The sequence below is a fragment of the Paenibacillus sp. NAIST15-1 genome, assembly GCF_001894745.1.
GTDB lineage: Bacteria > Bacillota > Bacilli > Paenibacillales > Paenibacillaceae > Paenibacillus_B > Paenibacillus_B suaedae.
Map to the genome: position 1 here is coordinate 24,775 of NZ_BBYF01000004.1, position 22,399 is coordinate 47,173.

15 protein-coding genes are annotated in these 22,399 nt (G+C 38.2%); 1 reads left to right on the forward strand and 14 read right to left on the reverse strand.

Annotation, left to right across the window (positions count from 1 at the left end; translation table 11 throughout):
* Position 1 precedes the first annotated feature (1 nt).
* The 12 genes from rfbB to PBN151_RS11190 all read right to left on the reverse strand — a co-directional run bounded on the left by rfbB (position 2) and on the right by PBN151_RS11190 (position 15,680).
* A complete protein-coding gene (gene rfbB / locus PBN151_RS11135) occupies positions 2 to 1,018 on the reverse strand; it encodes a dTDP-glucose 4,6-dehydratase (RefSeq protein WP_072729005.1) in 1,017 nt (338 codons plus the stop codon).
* 13 nt (positions 1,019 to 1,031) lie between these two features.
* Positions 1,032 to 1,580 carry a dTDP-4-dehydrorhamnose 3,5-epimerase gene (gene rfbC / locus PBN151_RS11140; RefSeq protein WP_072729006.1) on the reverse strand — a complete coding sequence of 183 codons (549 nt, stop codon included), beginning with the start codon at positions 1,578 to 1,580 and terminating at the stop codon, positions 1,032 to 1,034.
* A gap of 10 nt (positions 1,581 to 1,590) precedes the next feature.
* Positions 1,591 to 2,334 (reverse strand): sugar phosphate nucleotidyltransferase, encoded by a 744-nt coding sequence (locus PBN151_RS11145; RefSeq protein ID WP_072729007.1) that lies wholly within the window; start codon positions 2,332 to 2,334, stop codon positions 1,591 to 1,593.
* 14 nt (positions 2,335 to 2,348) lie between these two features.
* The gene (locus PBN151_RS11150) at positions 2,349 to 2,753 is read right to left on the reverse strand and encodes a GtrA family protein (RefSeq protein ID WP_072729008.1); all 405 of its coding nucleotides are present in this window, start codon (positions 2,751 to 2,753) and stop codon (positions 2,349 to 2,351) included.
* A complete protein-coding gene (locus PBN151_RS11155; protein ID WP_072729009.1) occupies positions 2,704 to 3,639 on the reverse strand; it encodes a glycosyltransferase family 2 protein in 936 nt (311 codons plus the stop codon). Before PBN151_RS11155 ends, PBN151_RS11150 begins: the two co-directional genes overlap by 50 nt.
* Entirely contained in the window at positions 3,620 to 4,717 is a 1,098-nt protein-coding gene (locus PBN151_RS11160) for a DegT/DnrJ/EryC1/StrS family aminotransferase (RefSeq protein ID WP_072729010.1), read from the reverse strand. Before PBN151_RS11160 ends, PBN151_RS11155 begins: the two co-directional genes overlap by 20 nt.
* 23 nt (positions 4,718 to 4,740) lie before the next feature.
* Positions 4,741 to 5,298, reverse strand: a complete 558-nt coding sequence (locus PBN151_RS11165; RefSeq protein ID WP_072729011.1) for an acyltransferase — start codon at positions 5,296 to 5,298, stop codon at positions 4,741 to 4,743.
* Positions 5,295 to 5,711 carry a sugar 3,4-ketoisomerase gene (locus tag PBN151_RS11170; protein WP_072729012.1) on the reverse strand — a complete coding sequence of 139 codons (417 nt, stop codon included), beginning with the start codon at positions 5,709 to 5,711 and terminating at the stop codon, positions 5,295 to 5,297. The genes PBN151_RS11165 and PBN151_RS11170 overlap by 4 nt, the downstream gene beginning before the upstream one ends.
* Positions 5,712 to 5,886: 175 nt before the next feature.
* Positions 5,887 to 7,893, reverse strand: a complete 2,007-nt coding sequence (locus tag PBN151_RS11175) for a glucosyltransferase domain-containing protein (RefSeq protein ID WP_072729013.1) — start codon at positions 7,891 to 7,893, stop codon at positions 5,887 to 5,889.
* Positions 7,894 to 7,962: 69 nt separating this feature from the next.
* Entirely contained in the window at positions 7,963 to 13,176 is a 5,214-nt protein-coding gene (locus PBN151_RS11180; RefSeq protein WP_072729014.1) for a glycoside hydrolase family 99-like domain-containing protein, read from the reverse strand.
* 49 nt (positions 13,177 to 13,225) lie between these two features.
* A complete protein-coding gene (locus PBN151_RS31885; RefSeq protein ID WP_227774587.1) occupies positions 13,226 to 14,887 on the reverse strand; it encodes an ATP-binding cassette domain-containing protein in 1,662 nt (553 codons plus the stop codon).
* Positions 14,888 to 14,900: 13 nt separating this feature from the next.
* Positions 14,901 to 15,680: an ABC transporter permease gene (locus tag PBN151_RS11190; RefSeq protein ID WP_072729015.1), complete on the reverse strand. Its 780-nt coding sequence runs from the start codon at positions 15,678 to 15,680 to the stop codon at positions 14,901 to 14,903.
* Between the two features lie 250 nt (positions 15,681 to 15,930).
* Between PBN151_RS11190 and PBN151_RS11195 the strand changes: the two genes are divergently transcribed.
* On the forward strand, positions 15,931 to 18,390 hold the full coding sequence (locus PBN151_RS11195; RefSeq protein ID WP_072729016.1) for an O-antigen ligase family protein: 2,460 nt from the start codon (positions 15,931 to 15,933) through the stop codon (positions 18,388 to 18,390).
* Between the two features lie 59 nt (positions 18,391 to 18,449).
* On the opposite strand, the gene galU is transcribed toward PBN151_RS11195, so the two are convergent.
* Together galU and PBN151_RS11205 are read right to left on the reverse strand one after the other, a co-directional pair.
* On the reverse strand, positions 18,450 to 19,328 hold the full coding sequence (gene galU, locus PBN151_RS11200) for a UTP--glucose-1-phosphate uridylyltransferase GalU (protein ID WP_072729017.1): 879 nt from the start codon (positions 19,326 to 19,328) through the stop codon (positions 18,450 to 18,452).
* 281 nt (positions 19,329 to 19,609) lie between these two features.
* Positions 19,610 to 22,222 carry a U32 family peptidase gene (locus PBN151_RS11205; protein ID WP_072729018.1) on the reverse strand — a complete coding sequence of 871 codons (2,613 nt, stop codon included), beginning with the start codon at positions 22,220 to 22,222 and terminating at the stop codon, positions 19,610 to 19,612.
* Positions 22,223 to 22,399: the final 177 nt, after the last annotated feature.

Genomic DNA, 22,399 nt, shown 5'->3' on the forward strand with positions numbered 1-22,399 from the left:
ATTACTTATACAGCCGTTCGCCGTACTGCTTATTGTAGTATTCTTGATATACTCCAGATTGAATGCGCGACCACCATTCTTTATTATCTAAGTACCACTGAATCGTCTTTTTTATTCCCGTTTCAAAATGATACTTAGGCTCCCATCCTAACTCCGTACGGATTTTTGTAGCATCTATTGCATATCTACGGTCATGACCTGGTCGATCTGTTACATAAGTGATTAACGATTTTGGTTTATTTAGAGCCTCCAAAATCGTCTCAACAATCTGAATATTTGTTCTTTCATTATTGCCGCCGACGTTGTACACCTCACCACTGACACCCTTATGAATTACCAAATCAATAGCGCTGCAATGATCTTCTACATAAAGCCAATCACGAACGTTCAAGCCATCCCCATATACCGGAAGTTGCTTGTCATTCAAAGCATTCGCTATCATTAATGGTATTAGCTTTTCCGGAAAATGATACGGGCCATAATTATTCGAGCAGCGTGTAATATTCACATTCAAGCCGTAAGTTTCATGATATGCACGAACAAGTAGATCTCCACCAGTCTTACTTGCCGAATATGGACTATTCGGGGCAAGCGGCGTTGTTTCGGAGAACATTCCAGTGTCTCCAAGCGTCCCGTAAACTTCATCCGTTGATACTTGAATGAACTTTTGAACATTGTATTTACGGGCTGCATCTAAGAGTACCTGTGTCCCCATTACATTCGTTTGCACAAAAATACCTGGATCCAAAATACTGCGATCGACATGTGACTCTGCCGCGAAGTTAACTACGATATCAATGCCTTTTTGGAAAATCTCTTCAACTTTCTTTGCGTCAGCAATATCACCTTTAATGAATGAATAATTTGATTTGTTTTCGACACCTTTTAGGTTTTCCAGATTGCCTGCATACGTCAGAGCATCTAAGTTAATAATTTGATACTCCGGATACTTATTGACCATATGAATAACAAAGTTACTTCCAATAAAGCCGGCACCGCCTGTTACCAATAGCTTCAAAACTGGCTCCCCCTTACTTAAAATTCATGTCGGCATCACACAACAATGGATGCTTCATATCCTTATCCGATAAAATGGGTTGATCTGTTGGCCATTTAATGCCTATAGCTGGATCATTCCACAAAATCCCTCGATCATGTTCAGGTGAATAGAACTCATCCACTTTGTATAGAACCTCTGTGTTTGGTACCGTTGTACAAAATCCGTGCGCAAAACCTTGCGGTACGAGAAGCTGATGCTTATTCTTTGCACTCAAACTCACACCAATCCATTGACCGAACGTTGGTGAGTTGCGCCGAATATCAACAACAACATCATAAATTTCACCTGCCACAACTCGAACAAGCTTCGTTTGTGCTTTAGGATTTAATTGATAATGCAATCCTCGAATAACACCCTTTTCAACAGATAGGGAGTGATTATCTTGCACAAACTGATAATCTATATTGTGCTCTCTAAAAGTCAAGCTGTTATAGCTTTCCATGAAGAACCCACGGTGGTCTCCATGTACTGCAGGTTCAATAATATAGACATCTTTTAACTTCGTCTCGATCACATTCATATTGACACCTCTATAGCTTTAATTTCCCAAACTGCTCAGTGAAGGTGATGTCTTTGGCCAACTCGTTAGCTTTCGCCCAAGATGCATGTGTACCTGCATCTGTCCACCAACCTTGCAGCACGTCGTAAGTCAACTCTTTACGATTAATATATGCGTTATTAACATCCGTAATCTCAAGTTCTCCACGTCCTGATGGTTCAAGCGTCTTCACAATATCAAATACGGTATGATCAAACATGTATATACCTGTAACGGCAAAATTACTTTTAGGATTTTCAGGTTTTTCTTCGATAGAAACAATAATGTCTCCATTCAGTTCAGCTACGCCATATCTTTTCGGATCATGAACTTCTTGAAGAAGAATTTTGGCGCCTTTTTGCTGAGTTCTAAAGTTATTTACGTAAGATGAAATATCATCTTCGAATACATTATCACCTAGTATTACTACCATTTGATCATTACCAACAAACTGTTCTGCTAAATCTAAAGCCTGGGCAATACCACCAGCCTCATCTTGCACCTTATAAGTAAAGCAAACTCCCATTTCATGACCACTACCAAGAAGATTTACGACGTCTCCCATATGCTCTTTGCCTGTAACAATCAGAATATCATTAATATCCGCTTGCTTAAGTTTATTTACAGCATGAAATATCATTGGATATTTCCCAACAGGAAGCAAATGCTTATTAGTAACTTTAGTTAATGGGTAGAGACGCGAGCCAGTACCACCTGCCAATATAATGCCTTTCATTCTATTTCCTCCATTCATTTACTTTTTATTATGAGTTTGGAAAGTAAGTATGTTATAGGTAGGGAAACTATAATAACAACCAAAGGTACAATCTGAACGGATAGATGTAAGTATTCGACTAACCCATACATCAAAACTATACCTAGTATATACTGAGTCAAATAAACAATTGGGTACTTAATAAACTTACGAAATGAAACCTTTTCATCAAAAACAAAGATAGAATTCAAATAATAAGATAGAAATATTCCTGAAATATATGAAATTGTATATGATAAAGAATAGTTCAAAAACATGAGAAGCAGTAGATAAAATAAATATGTTGCTACTGTATTAACTCCGCCACTAAAGATAAATTTGATAAATTCTTTATTCAAATACTTCGTCAACAACGTAGGACGGCCGTTCCCTGCTCTCATCTAGTATCCTCCAAAGATATTCACCAATAATCCCCAACATAATCATTATAATTCCTAACAAAAATGTGATCAGTGCAACAATTGTAGTCCATCCCTCAAGGTCTATAAAACCAAATATAGAACCTATTGAAACAAATACCCCATAGGAAAAACTCATAAAAGCTGTAAAAATGCCAATAAAGGACATGAAACGAATAGGTGAATAGGAAAAACTAACAAAAGAGTCAACAAATAGTTTGATTTTCTTAGACAGGGTCCACCTAGATTTACCTAACTTTCTTTCCTGCCTTACGTATGGAATTTGTACTTGATCATGCCCTAACCAATAAATGAGACTCATTACATTCGTATTTTTCTCTTGAATCTCTAATACTTCATGTACTACCTGTCGATCAATTAACAAAAAATCGAAGCCGCCTTTAGGATAACCCTTTAAAGCAAATTTTTCTAACAAATAATAGTAGGTATTTGAAAACATCTTCTGAGAAAAAGATTCTTCTCGATCGGCCCTAGTTCCAAGAACAATTTTCTTCCCCTCCTTCCAATGATCCACCATTTCTCGAAACATTTCCGGTGGATCTTGTAAATCGGCCGCTATAATACCAATGCAATCACCGGTAGTATATTTCAGACCAGCTTGTATCGCAGACATTGAGCCAAAATTTCGGCTTAATTTAATGACTTTAATTCGTGAGTCTTGCTTCTTCGCATCCATTAATAAAGGGAATGAATTATCTTTTGAACCATCATCAACAAAAACAAATTCAAAATCACATTCCGGCATAATATCCTGCAACTTTTGCAATCTTGGAATAGTATGAGGAATATTTAACTCGTTATAGTAAATAGGTACAACAATCGATAATTTAATACGGTTTGTACTCATTCACAACCTCCACAACTCTTTTAACATCCTCCATATCCATTACTGGACTTATTGGAAGGCTGATAATTTCTGAGTGAATCTGTTCAGAGATAGGGAAGGATAGATCATTCCATTCCTTGTACGCCTCTTGTTTATGAGGTGGAATAGGATAGTGAATCATAGTTTGAACACCTTGCTGAGTCATATATTCAATAAAATTACTTCTACTCGAAATTCTAACTACAAATACATGCCATACATGTGATTCAGTATTTTCCTCAACATATGGCAAAATGATGTGTTCATTATTAATATTATTTAAATAATATGATGCAATATTTCTTCTGCGTTCATTATCTTGATCTAAGCATTTCAATTTTGCACTTAAGATAGGAGCTTGTAATTCATCTAGTCTACTGTTGTAGCCTTTAAAGAGATTTTCATACTTCTTATGTGATCCATAGTTCCTTAAGGCCTGAAGATTTCTAAACAAAATTTCGTCATTTGTTGTAATTGCTCCTGCATCTCCTAATGCCCCAAGATTTTTACCAGGATAAAAACTAAATGCAGCTGCATTACCTAGATTGCCAACTTTACGTTCAGCATAAATAGCCCCATGAGCTTGCGCGCAGTCTTCAATTACCTTCAAATTATATTTCTCTGCAATTTTGTTAATAGGCTCCATATTACAAGCTTGACCATAAAGATGTACAACCAAAATTGCTTTTGTTCTAGTAGTAATACTCTCTTCTATTTTTGCTGGGTCTATATTATAAGTTAGTATGTCAGGCTCTACTAATACGGGCGTAGCCCCATTAGCAGATATAGATAAAATAGATGCAATATAAGTATTGGAAGGTACGATAACTTCGTCCCCAGGACCAATATCGTATCCCCTGATAATAAGTTCTAGGGCATCTAATCCGTTCGCTACTCCAAGAGCAAACTTTGTTCCACAATATTCAGCAAATTCAGATTCAAAGGCCTTAACCTCTTCACCAAGAATATACCATCCGGAGTGTAAAACCTTATGTACACTATTTAAAATAGCTTCTTCATGTCGGAGATTAATTTTTTTTAGATCAAGGAAAGGAATCATATTAGACCACCTCTTTCTGTAGATTAATTATTTTCCACGATATTCCCATCTTCTAAAGAGTATTGTTTTTTACAAGATGGACATACCAAATCATTGGATAATTTATCGCCACAATTACAAATATAACCTTTAAATCTGGCTGGATTGCCATACCACAACGTGTTATTAGGAATGTCTTTGGTAACTAGTGAACCTGCCCCTACCATTGCATATTTACCTATTGTAATACCAGCAACTATTGTTGCATTTGCACCTATAGATGACCACTCATCAAGAGTTGTATTTAAAAATGAACTGGGATATTGTTTGGAACGTGGTCTCAAATCATTAGTAAAAGTCACGTTAGGACCAATAAAAACATTGTCTTTTATTCTAACCCCATCCCAAATGTAAACACCTGACTTTACTGTGACATTATCCCCAAGAATTACGTCATTCTCAATAAATGTATGGTCATTAATATTGCAATTAGACCCTATAACCGCACCTGGTAAAATATGAGCAAAAGCCCATACCCTTGTATCTTCTCCTATGTATTCGGTTTCTACGATTGCATGTGAATGTTCGAAATGTTTTTTCATCTACCATACACCTCGATAAATTTATCATAGTTCCGGATATAATCTTCAGCGTCATATAAGTGTGAAGCCAGAACAAGTAACACACAATCTTCTGAAAAATCATACATTTCATGCCAGTCATTCGGTTCCAACAGAAGTACTTTCTTTTGGGAATCCAGTAAAACATCTGTTTTCCTTATTACATTATCTAAGTACACTTTACAGCTCCCTGATACACAAACTAATGCTTGTCTTGTTTTATAATGAGCATGGAAACCTCTTCTAACATCTTGGGCTGTACCGTAAATATAAAATACACGTTTGATATCAAAGGGAATAGATTTATTCCCTTCGATTACTGCCAGTGCACCTCTTTCATCTCCTAGTTCTTCTATTTCAATTAACTCACTTGTTTGAATCATGTTACTATTCATGTTGTCCTCCCAAAATTATGTTTAAAGCCTCGCCAATTTATTCTGCCTGTTTGGTAATCTATCAAGAAGAAAAGGAAGAACTTACAAATAATCACTACGAATTATAGCCCATAAAGAGGGGGGTTCGAAATTTTTAAATTTTAATTTTTACATTAAATCAACTACCTTCATAATTCTACCTAATAAATTGCACATCAATCAATTTAACAGTAGAGTTATTAGGTGGATCGATTCTAACCGCTACAACATTATCCATAAATTTTTGTCTCTTACAATAAACTTTATTTATACCTTTCTTCACCTTAACTATTCCATTAAATTTTTCTCCGTAGCTTTCATTTTCCTGTGCTAAGAATACTTGTAGTTCTCCTTCAATATTAGATTCAAATTCGAAGAAAATATAATCAAAGGAACTATTGTTTATTTTATTTTCAGGCATAAAAGAAATTTGGGGATCAACGCCCTTGGAATTGAGAATTAAATGGCCATCAACATCTTTGCTTACTTCCATGTCATAATAGTAATTAGGATTGTCTAATTTTAAACTATATAATTGAGAACTTGAATTATGGTTTTCATCCTGAGACAACTCTAAACTGTATTTGCCCATGTTTTCAGATAAATTCACAATTATTATGTCATCTACTAATGCGACCGATCCTCTGTTTGGCCATGCTGGCATTTCATTAGCAATCTCAATTCCTCTATTTGTTTGTTCATCAGTAGGAGCATTATAATCATAACCCAACGAACTCATGAAATTCTTCATCCGAATAGGGGTTCCCCCATTCCATTCAAAGAAAGAATATCCTAAGACCTCTTGTTTGACGATATTTTCCCTTTGCTGTTGAACATGACTTCCTACAAATACAACTGGCTGGGAAGGTGCTTCGCCAACATCTAATTCTATAATTCTATATCCTATCTGATGGGCCAGCTTAACATCTTCTTGGTACCTATTATAATCACTGTAGAACAACTGTGATAACGATTGGGATTGATTAAAACTTACGATCAGAATAAATACAACAATTAGCTTGTGAAACACAGTTCTTTCAATTGTAACAAATAACAAATACCATACAAATGATACGAACAATGTCAATACAAGATTTACCCTGATAGGCATAGGTGATCCCAGTATAATCGACATTAGAAATGGCATGCTAATAATTCCCATTAGTGAGACAGTTATAATTAGCATATTACCATTACTAGATTTTTTAACAATTAACTTATATATATATAGAAGCAATATACATAAAACAACAATCATACTAGGTAGCATTATCCAACTGCCGTAAATCAATTTCCCTGTTATCAAAGCTTTGAAATTCGCTAGTAAACCTATAATTATTTCCTTTGTATCACTCTTTCCCCAAGCTATAAAGTTCGATACATATCCGGATTGTGGAATAAATATCCCTAATATACTATCAATCACTTTATAGAGTACGAGACTCATCAGAGTAACAACAATATATTTAACAACCACATTGACATACAATTTTACAGACAAAACTTCATTTCGTTTCTGTAAAGATATCAAATGAAGTAGTAAACATACAATTACTCCACATATAAACACAGGTAAATACGATTGATAAATAGAAGTAGCAAATGTGGTTAGTAACAATCCAAAAAATAGATGGTAATAACCTTCTTTCATGACTGCCCACTTAAAAATAAGTAAAACAGCTACAGCAGTTAATATCCATCCTATCCCAAGTTCAAAGCTCATTATTGAAAAACCAATGTTTTCCGCAAAAGATGGGAATGTTACAAATATCAAAGCTAAGATAAGACCTGGTGTATCAAAACCAGGCTTATCTTTTACATTACTCGCACTCTTAAATACATACGCCCAAATTATCCCACTTAAACTAAGGGCCGTTACAGCCAAAAACGTACTGGTTACCGAATTCGTAAGCGTATTATTGAAAAGTATTTTGATCAAAGCTATCCCAAAACGTCCCTGTCCAACCCAAACTGAATTGATCGATTCTGAAAACAAACTCTTTTCTTCATCTATTGATAGAGTAAAGTGTGTTAAAGGGAATCCATATGCAATAAGAGCAAAGAATACTACAATGCCACATAATGCTCTATTCGCTCTAATATATTGTAAAAATGCCTGTGATTCCTCACTTATAATTGAAAATGTACTCTTAACCCACTTCATTTTTCTATCTACCCCTTATTTATCGAAGATATAATGCTTCTTTTGAAAGAATAAATAATAAAGTGGTTGTTAAGCCTTACCTGATACAGATAGGGATTTTGCTTTTACTCTTGATTCCTCTACTGCCTCTTTAGTCGCCTCTAAATAAGCATATCCATACTTCTTATCAGGCTCCAGATAAGCACCTTCTCCCCATTCATTCCATGCATTAATAAACACCATTTGATCATCAAGGTCGGATCTGTTCTGTCCTTCCATGATCACATCTTTCAACCATTGCTTATATAATGCAGGTGTCGCTCCTTGGAAGATCATACCTTTATTGTTTCTGCGAGCGGTATTATCCCACATTGGCATTACGGCACGATAGAGCTTTGGCAAATTGTATTTGAAGTACTTTTGATTTTCTACTAAATCTTTATAGTCAAATACCTCACCAGAAAAATCCTTGCGTATAAAATCGATATCATTTGTTATGTTCTTGCAATTTGTATAAACAGTTCCCGGATGGAACTCTGATATCGCATCATAGCCTAAGCCTAATAGATCTAGTTCGACCATATTTTCTTTTACTGCTACGATATATAAATCACCAATTCCTTGCTCTAAACAATATTCACGCCAATATTGCAATACCGTATTAGGCTCCGGCATTAAAGCAGGTCTATATACTGTTATTAGTTTTTTTCCTTTTATAGTAATGTATCGTTTATCCCTCAAAAATCGTACCATGTCATGAATCACGTTTTTGTAGCTTTCAACGCTTTTAGGTTGTTCCATTAAAACATCGGAATTAGTCCCATCAAAACGCTTCGTCCAATTTTCATTTGCCCAGCAAAGAGAGAACGGGAAATCTAGACTCTTATCAGCCAAGAACATCTCTATAGGCTTCTCAAGCAAACGTTCTCCATCAAACCAATAATAATAAAAGGAAAATCCATAAACCCCATACATCTTAGCCAATTCGACTTGCCTCATCATATTTTCTTTAAGTCGCAAATCATAAAATCCAAGTTCCCCTGGAAGACGCGGCTGGTAGTGATCCACAAACTGCGGAACGGCACGGCAAACATTATTCCACTCTGTTACCCCTTTCCCCCACCATTGTTCGTTATGTGGATCAGGGTGAAATTGTGTAAGGTAATAAGCAATAATTTTATTATCTCCTTCTTGTCGACGATAAGGAGATTCTGTAATTGGAACATGAGATGACTTGCCTTGGTCAGGGATTTTTAATATCTGATCTATATAATTAGCTTGATTCACATTGTACTCCGTTGCCACATCAACCGGAACTTCCATAGTTAAATCAGTACCCAAAGTTTCTTGTTCAGTAGGTACATAAGACAAAAGTGATGGATTTATCGTTTTTTTCACCTTAAATAAAAATCTTTCTTTCATCTTAGGCGGCATTATAGGGATTTTCCAAAATATCTTTTTTAATGTGCGATAATACCTTTTCTCCTGTGGAGGTGTTGTAGCAGAAGATATCTCTACAGTCTTATTAGTGCTGTCCAATTCATTTCCCTGCCTTATTTGGTTAACATGATTGTTTTTGACCAAGTCTATCGATTTCTCTGTAATAGCTTTCCATGTGTTTTCTAGAGCTTCTTGTTTTAATACCGCACAATACTCTTCACTATATCGCAGTTCTATTGCCTTATTTATGTTATCAATAAATTCATCTTGAGTATAAGAAATTAAACAAGATTTATATTTAAGACACTCTGGCAATGCATAGGTGACTATGGGTTTTTGCTGTGCCATATATTCGAAGATTTTTACAGGCGAAACGGATTTCGTTATATCATTCACGATAAAGGGTAAAATAGCAATATCATAAAACGCTGCATATTGACTCAAATCCGAATAAGGTTTTGATCCGATATATTTAACGTTTTCATATTCTAAGAGTCCACTTTCTTGCAAGTGGTCGTCATGTTCATACCCTATTAACAGTAAAATAAATCTTTTATCATCTGCTAACCTTTTAAGCAAGCTATAATCAATCCATTGCGCCAGAGCTCCGTGATAGCCAATAATTATCTTCTCTTCATTCACAACCTCCTGGATATCTGCAGGACATTTGATCGAATTTCGATCGATGTCCCAATGGTCATAATCTACTCCGTTTGTTATCATATCCATATTACGCTCACGGTATGGTTTTACTTGGTCGAACAACTTATCAGCAGTAGCTACTATAGATATATTTTCATTTTTCAGAACATACTCATGCCTATCAAAAACAAACTTAGGTATATTTCCAGTAATCTGAGGCGTCAGTTCGTCGATATACTCATAGAGAATTGCATATCCTTTGTCTTGAAAGGCCTTCAATTCATCAATGGTTGTTGCTAAATCAATAGATTGTAAGCGTATTATTTTAAGCCCTGATTTCCTATCTAGAATTTCAAACAATCTTCTCTTCACTTCGTAATTATCTAAGTTGACGACACAAAGCGTAGGGGTCACAAACTCGCAAACTTCAATATCCTTATCTACTAAAGGATGTGCCCCATAAAAAGAAATTCCGCCTATATTTCCTGCCTGCAATGATAAGTGCTGGAACCGTTGGAATAATGGAGTATTCCATCCCATTGGTACATGAAAAATATCAATAAAACTATGAGGAGTTTCATCTATCCAGTTCTCAATCTTTTGCCAAATATCACTTTGTTGGACCATGTCAGCTATTCTCCCAGATTCTTTAACGTTAGCAATACTAGCTCGTCCCTTGACGAAGATCTTCTTTATCGTTTTCTTCCACCCATTGCTTTTAATATTGTGTTTCGTTTTCTTTAAAAGTTTATAGTATTCGCGAGTTTGATTTAATGTATGTTTTTTTCCGGATTTAAGTATATCCAGAGTCCATCGCAAAGGTTTTGTTAACTTCCAACTCGTAGAATTTAATATAGAGTGGTATTCATTCGACAATTCATCCCTTTGCAGCATTAAAGAACGATTATCAATTTCCAGTCGGGAAATTTCCGCTTTACAAGCATCCCGTTCAGTTTCCAAAATACCCCTTTCTCGAATTAGTATAACTCGTTCACATTCTAGAGCATCTTTTTCAAGTACTAATGCCTTTTTTTCCAAAGATATATGGTCAAATTTGCTCTCAAGATTGGAAAATTCCTTGTTTAGATTTGAATACCTGTTTGTGATTTCAGAAAGTGCCCGATGATGCTCCTCATTGATCAATTCACGGTACTCTAATTCACATTCTATCCCAGTTCGCACCTGCTCATATATTTGATCTTCTTTCAAAATTTGCATTGAAAAATGAATTGTTAATGTATTTCCGCTATATTCATTTTTTAGAAAGAGATAAACAGGATCTGTTGTTAAAAAAAGATCCCCGTCAGAAGAAAAAGGGAAAGCATTGTATGCTCTCATCTCGTACTGCTTCCCATCAATCTCAGCGTGTTCAATTTTACAAAAGCATAGGCACCCTTCAACCGGATCAAAGCGTAATCCGGAGATATTGCTAAAATGCCGAATATTAAATTCAAGCGTTAGCCTTTCTGATTTACTGTCGTAAATGACCTGACACTTGTCCTGATCATTAAAACCGTTTCCAGTATCCACATACAAATTCGCCGTACAATAGCTTGGATCGAATATGGTGTCAATATTTGACAGGGAAATCATTTTCTTTCGGTACGCAGATTTATCCATCATTTTGACATAGTTAGCAGAAAAATGGCCTTCCCACTTATAAAAAGTTGCTACTTCCTTGTCAGAGATATTGAATAGTAGATAAATATCTCTTTCTGTAATTAAAGGTTCTGAGAACCTATGTCTAGCATAATATTCTTTGACAGAGCGCCAAAAAATAAATTTGACCGGCAATGGGCAATCGACAAACCATTCATAATCAAATATCACTATTTCATGTTCTTCATAAAATATGTTGTCAAATAAAACATCGATATTGTTAAAGGCTGTGAACTCTAAGTCTCCATCTGCTTTGTCCGGCCCAAATATGTCATGAAACTTTTTTGTATATGAATTAACTTCAACCTCTCCAAATGAGTGTAATAAGGAATAAAATTCATTTAGAATTGAAAGAAAGCCGCCCTTATCCCCTATCTTCTCCTTCTCCAACAATACTGTTTCCATTGTAGGAGCAACTACAAAATCGCTTACTAGATCCTCCCCCACCATTTCAGTTGGTAATAAACGAGCATTATGACCCAAATGATTATATTGCTGATAGTAACGAATCATTTGTTCTAAATGGCCGATTGATTCGGTTGAGAGAGCTTGTTTCTTTACTTTTAATTTCCCCTCTTGCTCATAGATGGTTGTACAAATCTTAAACGCATCATCTCTGTTAGAATTTATTTTGACGTATAATAAATCTTCGTCATTTTTTTCTACTATTTGTTTTTTCTTGCGTACATCGATTAAAAATGAATTAGAAAAAGGAGCTCCCGCTCCTTCTTTGACAAGGAGATTTTGCATTTCGATTTCATCAAAGAACATGTATCGCTCAGTATCGTAACTATGAACGTCATACGAAAGAGGAACTTTGCTAAATCCCTTTTCCGTATAAATAACTTCTGGGAACTTATAATCAGGATAAGGGTAATAGAATTGTTCAATCGTTAAATTGCAGTTCTCAATCAATTTTGTTATCTCACTTTGAGAAAATGTCCTAACATGGTCATCTTCTTGGTACCCATTTAAACCGGCAAATAATTTCCCTACATGATCCTCTTTTGCACCAGAGAAATACTTCAATCCCAACCTATTTTCGATTGCAATTAGTATAACTCCATCTTCCGTTAGATAGTCTGTGAGCATGTTAATGAACTCTTCGTAGGGCCTATCTCCCGAGATAAATCCGCCTGCATATTCTAAAACACCATTTACAACTATATAATCAAACTTATTTTCAATTTGTATGCTACTCAGATTCCCTACGAATATTTCTAAATTGTCACAATCTTTGTGACGTTCATAATTAATAGTTGCCCGCTTTTCTGTCAATTCAATTGATGCAACATACTTAGCCCTATTACATAATAATCCGGTAATAGCTCCACACCCGGATCCCACCTCTAATATTGTGCAGTCCTTCTTAAACGGATACCAATTAAGAATATTCTCTCTTAAATGAGAAAGATGATAAAATATTGGCCAACTAACACTCCCAAGCTCTTTGAGAACGTTATCGCCTTTATTTCGAACAATCTCAAGAATTTCATCTTCAACCGCAGCTCCGTCCGAATATTCGGTTTCATTTTTGTAATACTTGAGATTTAATCTCGCCATATAACACCCTCCAATCCTTTGGTCTCACATTTAAACTGGCTTGCCTATATTAATTACCATGTCTTCTTTGTAAAGATGATTGTGTAGGAATTCCTTCATCATAATGTATCTGAATATCCTTTATTTCATCCTCTTCTATACGAAATGATTTAATTACAGAACAAGAATCAATTTCCGTTACAAATGTTCTTCCATCAAAATGAGAGAAATTATACGGGACGCCCTGTATTTGTAATGTATCGTACACATCTTCATAATTAGAGTTGATTAAACCCTTCAGATCGCGAGTCCTTACTAGTCTAGGTGCAATCTTGTTGGCCCCATCTTGATATACAGTAATATAATAGTACGAACCAATTTTCGTAATATCATTCATCCCTCTCAACTCAAAAGGGACATCGTATTCACGAATTTTATCAAAAGATGAATTTAAGTAGTTTGCAACAATGATTTTGCCCGGACCAGAAACAAAGTAAAGTTCCTCATCAATCAAACTTATTGATCGAATATATGAATTCTCCATTAAGTATCCCAATCGTATAACTTTTTCCGTAACAACTTCGTCACCGTCATGTCTCAAAACAAATATCTGTTGGGACATCGCTGAAATACCATAGAATAATTTTTTATTAGAATCATAAACTATTCTATTAGGTCTCTGTCCTATACGTTCAATTATTTGCGTAAGCCTAAAATTATTACCCTCTCTTCGAAACACTTTTACTTCATTATTTTCGGTATCCTCTATTAAATAAACAGTACCATCACTAGCAATCGAATGCGGATCACCTATATTATCTGAGAGAGTACTCCATTTTTCTATGGGATCAACTAAATTATTATTATAAATTACTCGATGGTGCCAACAATCCACTATAAAGTATTCTTCGCCTAGTTTCTCTATAGTCGTTGGCGTGTACAGTGTCTTTTTCCATTCAAGCATTTCATTTTCTGAAACTTCATTCTTATATTCTGCTAAAAGTCCTTGCTTGGTATGTTTAATATATGCATTGCAAACATCACGCGTATTGCCAACCATGCGTACGATACCCTTATCCAACCAAACGACCTTGGAGCACATTTCTCTAATCTGCTCAATACTATGAGAGACCAAGATTACGGTCGTTCCTCCACTCATTAGTTCCCGCATTCTTTTTGCACTTTTTTTCTGGAAATTTGCATCTCCAACAGAGAGAATTTCGTCAACTATTAGAATATCGGGGTTAACAAGTGTTGCAATTGAAAATGCAAGCCGCATAATCATACCCGAAGAAAAGTTCCGAATAGGGGTATCCATAAATTCATGTAATTCCGAAAACTCTACGATATCTTCATAACGTTCTAGCAAATATTCCTTTGAATACCCAAGTACCGCCCCATTCAGAAAAACATTCTCTTTTGCGGTCAAATCAACGTCAAATCCAGCCCCCAATTCAAGCATTGGTGCGATACTCCCATCAACAACTACCTTGCCGGAAGTAGGATATATAATCCCCGAAATAATTTTCAAAAGAGTACTTTTTCCGGCACCATTGTTCCCAACAATCCCTATAACTTCGCCCTTTTCTATAGAAAATGAAACATCCTTCAAAGCTACGAAGTCTTTATACTCTAGTTTTCCCGCTATCTTTTTAACCAAGAATTCCTTAAGGCTTGTAACATGATCGTTTGCCATCCGGAATTTCATAGTTACATTGTCTACTTTAATCAAGCTGATCCCTCTCTTACAGATGAAGAATAAATTTATTTTGACTTCGATTGAATACAAATATGCCAATTAGGAGCGATCCAACTGCAAACACGGCACATAATAACCATGCCTTCGGATCAGGGAAACCATTATTTAATATAATTACCCGTATAAATCTTATAAAATGATACATGGGATTAAACTTGATGATGGACATTATCGAACTAGGCAAAATACTTTCTGGATAGAAAATTGGCGTCATATAGGTCCAAATTGTTAGAACGATACTGTACAAAAACTGAGTGTCACGGAAGAAAACCATCATTGCTGCCAACAAGAATGATAGTCCACAAATAAAAATGAACATACAACCTATTCCATAAACTAATGCTACGTGATGATACGTAATTCGCATACCAGTGACAACAATAACAGTGTATAGTGCTAACAACGAAAATAGAAAGTTCACACCGCTCGACAAAACACGAGAAAATGGGTATATATATTTAGGCACATAAACTTTATTAATAAGAGAAGCATTTTGTACAATGCAAGTCATAGATTGTAATGTTGCCTCAGACATAAAGTTAAACATTACTATCCCACTAAGCAAATACACGGCATAGTTAGGGACATCAAACCGAAATAACGTGGAAAACACCATATATTGCACTACCATAATTAATAGTGGATTTAATAGGCTCCATAGCACCCCCAACACTGACCTTCTATATTTTGTTTTAAAGTCCCTTCCAATTAACTGTGAGATAAGAAAACTATATTTTTTAGAATCAGCAAAAACTTTCCCGAACATTAATAACCCTCCACAAGTTGTAAAAACAACGCAATTTATGTAGATCCGTATGATTTAAAATGTTATCCTTCGATATTATATACAGTAGTAATATGATAAACCATTACAAATTCAATTTTTGTTTAATGGAAGAATGTGTTTCAATCGCATAAAATCAAGAATCAACCCTTATTAAAAATGAATATTACCGCGTCATTCATGTTTTATGCTAAAATTAAGTTTATAATTTGTGAGTAAAGGAGCGTAAAAATTGTCGACTTATGGATATACTGGCTCTAAAGCCAAGAAAAACAACGAAGGCTCCAAAGCGCCTTGGTTGCTGCTTGGAGTCGTCATTTTATTTTTACTTTGGTCCTCGTTTAGAGTTGCATTATTTAATGCACAAATCGTAGAGTATGAGCATCCAATATATGTAACGGCACTAATTTCGGCTTTAATAGCCATCTTTGCTATTGCGATATCTTGGAAACAACTGAAATGGACTAGTCATAAAGATACTTTGTCTATTTTAGTGTTTATGTTGCCAGCAACTTACGCGTTATCGATGATTAACGCAGTTTCGCAGTATTTAGCAGTTAATATGCTGCTTATAATGTTCGTATACGGTATATTTTTTGTTGCTTCATCTATTATAGCGCAAGATGGTGCCCTTAATCGAATATTAAATCTATCTTTGATGATAATTTCTTACATTATTGTATTCTTCGGACTATTCCATTGGCTAGGTAATGGCCCAACTGTTACATTACTTGTGAAGTGGCTTGGTGTGCCTTTAACTGATTCTGGTGCATACTTCAATGCTGTTATGCTTGACTCTAACGGCGCACGATTAGCCTCCATCTTCCAATATGCGAATACATATGCCGGATTTTTAATGGCATTTCTTCTAGCAGCATTGTTCTTTGTAGGAAAATCACGTACATGGTGGGAAAATTCTGGACATGCATTTATGCTGGTTCCAATACTTCTATCTATGTTCCTGACTTTGTCACGTGGTGGTTTACTCCTATTACCAGTAGCTTTCATAGTCGTTCTAGTTTTTCTAAAGCCATATCGTCAATTGACATGGATTCTACACTTGGCTGTAAGCGGAATTATCACTTTACTGATTCTTAATCCTGTTACAGAGATTGGATTAACAGTTCAAAATGAGTTTTCATCTTCTGCATCATTCAAAGGATGGGCATACGTTATTCTTGGGTCTGCTCTTTCAGCTGCGGTTTCCTATGTACTGGAACGTTGGGTTGCACCTTGGCTAGAAAATCTTACTTCAGGATTGTCTAAGAAAAAGTGGGGTACGTTGCTCATTCCTGTTGGCGGGGCCTTGCTTGCTGGAACACTATTGTTTATATTAATTGGCACTGATGCAAAAAATATGCTGCCTGAAAACATCTCAACTCGATTAGAAACAATCAACTTGAAACAGCACAGCGTATTGGAAAGGATAACCTTCTATAAGGATTCCATCAAGGTTCTCGCAGACTATCCACTGCTTGGCGCTGGCGGTGGAGCTTGGTACGGACTATTTGAAAAGTACCAAGATTACTCCTATACTTCTCGCCAAGCACACAGCTATTTCATGCAGTACTTGGTTGAAACAGGTATTGTCGGTATACTGATTTTATTTGTTTTTCTTATCTATACTTATTGGAACTATATTCGTACTTATATTAAATCTGATGAAAATAAACGTGATTCTCACTTCTTGTATTTCATTATTGCAACAAGTATTTTGATTCACAGTTTAATGGACTTTAATATGAGTTATGTCTTTATCGGTATACTTGTCTTCATCTCTCTTGGAGGAATGGCTGCATCTATTGATGCAAAACCGATTAAGATGTTCAAACCAACTTCACTTCGTATTACATTTGCGAGTATACTCGGAGTTGTTGGGATAGGATTATTCATTACTTCTCTTCTATTCGTACAAGCTTCAAGTGCATATTCCAATGCTGTACAAACAGTAAGAGAAACTCAAGACTTTAATAAAACCATGGTTCACTTAAAAAAGGCAATGGATTTACGTCCTACCCATCCTGAGTATGCTGCTTTTGAAGCTCACTTGTTCTTCGAAGTTTACAAACAGCAAAAGAACGACCAATTCTTTGATGAAGCTATACGAGTATTGAATAAGGCTATTCCAGCAAATCCGTACCATAAACAACCGTTATTGCAACAATTAATTGATGGTTATAAGATTAAAGGTATGGATGAGCAGATATATACTGTCTATTCCGATAATGCGTCCAAGTTCCCTTGGGATATGAACTGGTACAATGAGTATATGGAGTATACTGTACGGGAAGGTTATAAGGCTGTTTCAACTGCGCCAGATAAAAAAGATAAATATCTTGATGAAGTTATTGCCGCATATGAGCATGTAAAGGCAAATGTTGAACGCTTAAAAGCTTTGCCAAAAGAGATTACTCCGAACAAGGAATTCTATATGAAAACTCAAATGGCAATGAATGCAGGACGTGCTTACTTTATGAAGGGCGAACCTGGGCAAGCTGCAGAAGCGATGAAACCATATCTTCAAGAGGATTTAACAGATCCTAATAGTAAAGATTTAGCTCGCTGGTATGTAGCAGCATCCATTCAGCAGGGACAAATCGATCAAGCTTGGTATGACAAGTTAATCGCTTTAAACCCTGATGAGAAGAATCAAATTGATCAGATCGCTGAACTTAAATTTAAAGGTGAGTAGAGAAATAATACATCTTAAAAAACGGCCCCGTAAAAAGGGCCGTTTTTTGTATGTGTCAATTATTCTTTTTCATACACAACAATCATTCGCTTCATATATTCCAACAAGTCTCCCCGCAGCTCTGGACGCTGCAGTGCGTAATGCAGAGTCGTTTCAATAAAGCCGAGTTTCTCACCAACGTCATGCCGTTGACCATCGAAATGATAAGCTAACACACTTTGTTCTGCGCTTAGCTGTGCAATCGCATCCGTGAGCTGTATTTCTCCATTGACTCCAGCCTCCTGCTGTTCAAGCAGTTCAAATATACGCGGAGTCAGTATATACCGTCCCATGATGGCCCAATTCGATGGAGCCGACTCTTTGTCTGGCTTCTCTACTAGCTGTTCTGCACGAATGAGTCGCTCTTCTACAGAAGGGCCTGCTACGAGTCCGTAACGTGACACATGCTCCCAAGGGACTGGCTGTACGCCCACAATCGAGGATTCGTAACGATCATATACGTCAATCATTTGTTTCAAGCAAGGTACCTCAGCTTGTACGATATCGTCTCCAAGCAGTACAGCGAACGGTTCATTTCCGATAAATTTACGAGCACACCATATCGCGTGTCCTAATCCCCGTGGCTCTCTTTGCCGGATATAATGAATGTTGGCCATCTCGGAGGATTTCCGTACTTCCTCTAACAGCGCTAGCTTATCTTTCTCCAACAGGTTATGCTCGAGTTCAAAGTAATTATCAAAATGATCCTCGATAGCCCGCTTTCCCCTACCTGTAACAATAATGATATCTTCGATGCCGGAATCTACTGCCTCTTCTACAATGTACTGAATCGTCGGCTTATCTACAATCGGCAGCATTTCTTTTGGCATTGCTTTTGTTGCAGGCAAAAAGCGCGTACCCAGCCCCGCGGCTGGAATAATTGCCTTTCTAATCTTCATCTCAAGTCTCTCCAATCTCTAACGATCATCCATCTTCATCCGTTCATACCTGATGCTATCTTTAGTATACATGAAAAGCGCTCAAGAAATATACTCAACAAGATAACGTACATTGATCTAGTAATGGGTTTAATCTAACCATAATCAGCAAAAGACACAAGCTCAAAATGGACTTCCCTAACAAAAAGACTCGAACCCAGATTTCCATGCAGTTCACTACACATTCCATCCGGGTCGAGTCGATTATTGTAACTTTACGTTATTAAGTTAATAACCACTACTTACTTCACTAACTGTCCACGCGTTACGCCGAGTTGGTTCGTTGCCTTCAGCTTGCGCCATACTTCCGTGCCGCTGATTTCACCGCGAAGTGCACGGCCGTACAGGTCGATTACCTCTTGCACTTGCTCTGGCGTTTCCTCCAAAAACTCGACACGGTAAGTGCCAACGCCAAGCTCCAAGAAGTTAATCAAATACTCCGCGCCCGACTGCTCGATCGCGTTGTAAACCGTATTGCGGCACCCTTCGTCTACCCGAACCGGGTGGGACATGCCAATGCGGTCACGCAGCGATACACGATGCTCCTCGCACGGACGGCCGCAGTTCGTGTAGTCTGTTCCTTCGCTCAAGAACGTGCAGTACACGCAATGCTCGGTATGGAACATCGGCAAATGCTGATGAATAACAATCTCCAGCATCGACGTATCTGCATGACGCAGCATATCGACCATTTGCTGAATGTTCAAGTCATACGAAGGCGTAATCCGATCCAATCCCGCTTCTTTGAACAGCTGTACCGTCTTATGGTTCGCCACGTTCAAGGAGAAGTCCCCGATCAGCTGCGGGAACATTTCGCCTTCTGGCTTGCTCGGGCAGATGGCCAGCTGCGGATCATTTGCAGCCTGCTCCATAACCTCTTGGCTAGGCAGCCCGGATGACACCATCTTGCTCTCCCAATCCGCCTTCTCCAACTGGTAGTAATTCAGTGCACCCGTGTTGCGTACGAGCACTGCATCCGGCTTCAAGTTCAAGATGTTACGATGGTATCCGTTCTCGTTCGGCATATGAATGCGCGGCGTTACCAATGCAATCGGCTTGCCTGCTGCGCGGCATGCTTCAATAGCAGCCGGGAATTGCTTAATGAATTCAAAGTCAGCGTAGATCAACGATACGTCTGTCTTCACGGCAGCCTGTACCTGTTCCAAGTTGCGGCACATCGCTGTCAACTGAGCACCACCAAATGGCACTGGTGTCTGCTCCTTAACGACATCTCCCATAGCCGCGATATCGTGCTTCACGTATACCGGCGGCTTCGGACGCTCGCCTGCAAGCTTCTCTACAGCACGGCGACGAATCGCATTTAATTCGCGCATCGGAACGATGACATCGCCTTCCAGCGCCGCTTCCAATGCCTCAAGCTGATATACCGTTCCACCAAGTCGTCCGAGCTGCTCGTGAAGAAGTGCCTCGTCCATTGGACGTTTTTGTGCAACCTCAAGCGGAAGCTCCGAATCCACTTGAACGACTGTACCCTTTTGCACGTCCGTCCACCACGTACGCAGAGGCTCTCCAGCACGGCCTTCTACGCGTACATGCACAGGGAAGACACGGTATGGCTTGTCCGTCTCAAACGTGGCACGCATGCGCTTATCGAGCGCCTGGTCGCTCGTCTTCCAAATGCGATCCCCAACATGAACACGGCGCAAGTCCACATCATTACGTCCTGGCACGATGTCCACGATCCAGCCTTCCTCCGCTTCGCCTTCCAGCTTCACGCCTTGACGACGCAAATCGTAGATGCGTCCGCCTTCTTCCTTCTTCGTCGGATCACCGGCATCAAAGCCAATGCCGTCTCCGCGCTTCAGAGGTGCTTCCAATTTACATACGACACCGTCACGCAGCACCTGCTGCACCGTACCCACATATACACCGCGGCTCTTCGGGAACGTTCCGTCCACAAGCTGCTTGTTGTTCGTCCCTTTCAAGAAGCCGTGCGTGAAGCCGCGAGAAAAGCTTTGCTGAAGCTCGCGAACTTCTTCCTTAGAAGGGCCTGCCCAATTGCCATCGAAATAGTCATCAATCGCTTTGCGGTACTTGCTCACCACGTTCGCCACATATTCTGGCTGCTTCATGCGGCCTTCAATTTTGAAGGACGTGACACCCGCTTCAATCAACTCCGGCACAATATCAATCGCCGCCAAATCCTTCGGCGACAGCAAATACGTCACATCGCCCATCGGCTGATGCTCCCCGTCAACCATCATGTCATACGGCAATCGACAAGCCTGCGCGCATTCACCGCGGTTCGCCGAACGGCCGCCCCACATTTCGGACGTTAAGCATTGTCCAGAGTAGGACACGCACAACGCACCATGCACGAACACTTCCATCGGTACATTGGCCTTTTCACCGATCTTTTGAATTTGCTTCAGGTTGTTCTCACGGCCAAGCACAACACGTTCCATGCCATACGGCTTCGTAAAATCAGCCGCTTCTGGCGACGTAATCGTCATTTGTGTTGAGCCATGAATCGGGAAGTCAGGCGAAATTTCACGAATCATTTTTACCAAGCCCAAGTCCTGTACGATAACCGCGTCTACACCCGCATCAATACAAGCCTCGATAAGCCCCTTTGCATCCTCAAGCTCATTTTCAAACACCAATATATTAAACGTCAGAAATCCTTTAACCCCATAACTATGCAAAAACGCCATAATGTCTGGCAAATCATCCATCCGGAAATTGTTCGCACGCGCACGTGCATTGAACTTCTCTACTCCGAAAAAGATCGCATCCGCGCCATTTGCCACTGCGGCACGCATGCAATCCCAATCGCCAGCCGGCGCCAGCAGCTCAATATCTCCACGCTGTATCCCTTGCTTAATTGTCGACATGCTCATCCTCCAAGCTAATTTATCCATTGCCGCATGATGCGGTCATCTCTATCTACTTATTTAAATATGCTTCAATTAGTATAGCGATCTTTACGCCGAAACTCCAGCATAGGCTAGAACTTCCTGCTCACTATGCCGCATACCTGCACGTAAGCTTGCTCGAAGCAGAGTCGCGTA

Bases quoted from the DNA above. Each gene is read 5' to 3' on its own strand.
- PBN151_RS11175 (WP_072729013.1), bottom strand. From the start codon at position 7,893: ATGAAGTGGGTTAAGAGTACATTTTCAATTATAAGTGAGGAATCACAG.
- galU (WP_072729017.1), bottom strand. From the start codon at position 19,328: ATGAAGATTAGAAAGGCAATTATTCCAGCCGCGGGGCTGGGTACGCGC.
- PBN151_RS11170 (WP_072729012.1), bottom strand. From the start codon at position 5,711: ATGAATAGTAACATGATTCAAACAAGTGAGTTAATTGAAATAGAAGAA.
- PBN151_RS11165 (WP_072729011.1), bottom strand. From the start codon at position 5,298: ATGAAAAAACATTTCGAACATTCACATGCAATCGTAGAAACCGAATAC.
- PBN151_RS11160 (WP_072729010.1), bottom strand. From the start codon at position 4,717: ATGATTCCTTTCCTTGATCTAAAAAAAATTAATCTCCGACATGAAGAA.
- PBN151_RS11150 (WP_072729008.1), bottom strand. From the start codon at position 2,753: ATGAGAGCAGGGAACGGCCGTCCTACGTTGTTGACGAAGTATTTGAAT.
- PBN151_RS11145 (WP_072729007.1), bottom strand. From the start codon at position 2,334: ATGAAAGGCATTATATTGGCAGGTGGTACTGGCTCGCGTCTCTACCCA.
- PBN151_RS11155 (WP_072729009.1), bottom strand. From the start codon at position 3,639: ATGAGTACAAACCGTATTAAATTATCGATTGTTGTACCTATTTACTAT.
- PBN151_RS11180 (WP_072729014.1), bottom strand. From the start codon at position 13,176: ATGGCGAGATTAAATCTCAAGTATTACAAAAATGAAACCGAATATTCG.
- PBN151_RS11190 (WP_072729015.1), bottom strand. From the start codon at position 15,680: ATGTTCGGGAAAGTTTTTGCTGATTCTAAAAAATATAGTTTTCTTATC.
- PBN151_RS11205 (WP_072729018.1), bottom strand. From the start codon at position 22,222: ATGTCGACAATTAAGCAAGGGATACAGCGTGGAGATATTGAGCTGCTG.
- rfbC (WP_072729006.1), bottom strand. From the start codon at position 1,580: ATGAATGTGATCGAGACGAAGTTAAAAGATGTCTATATTATTGAACCT.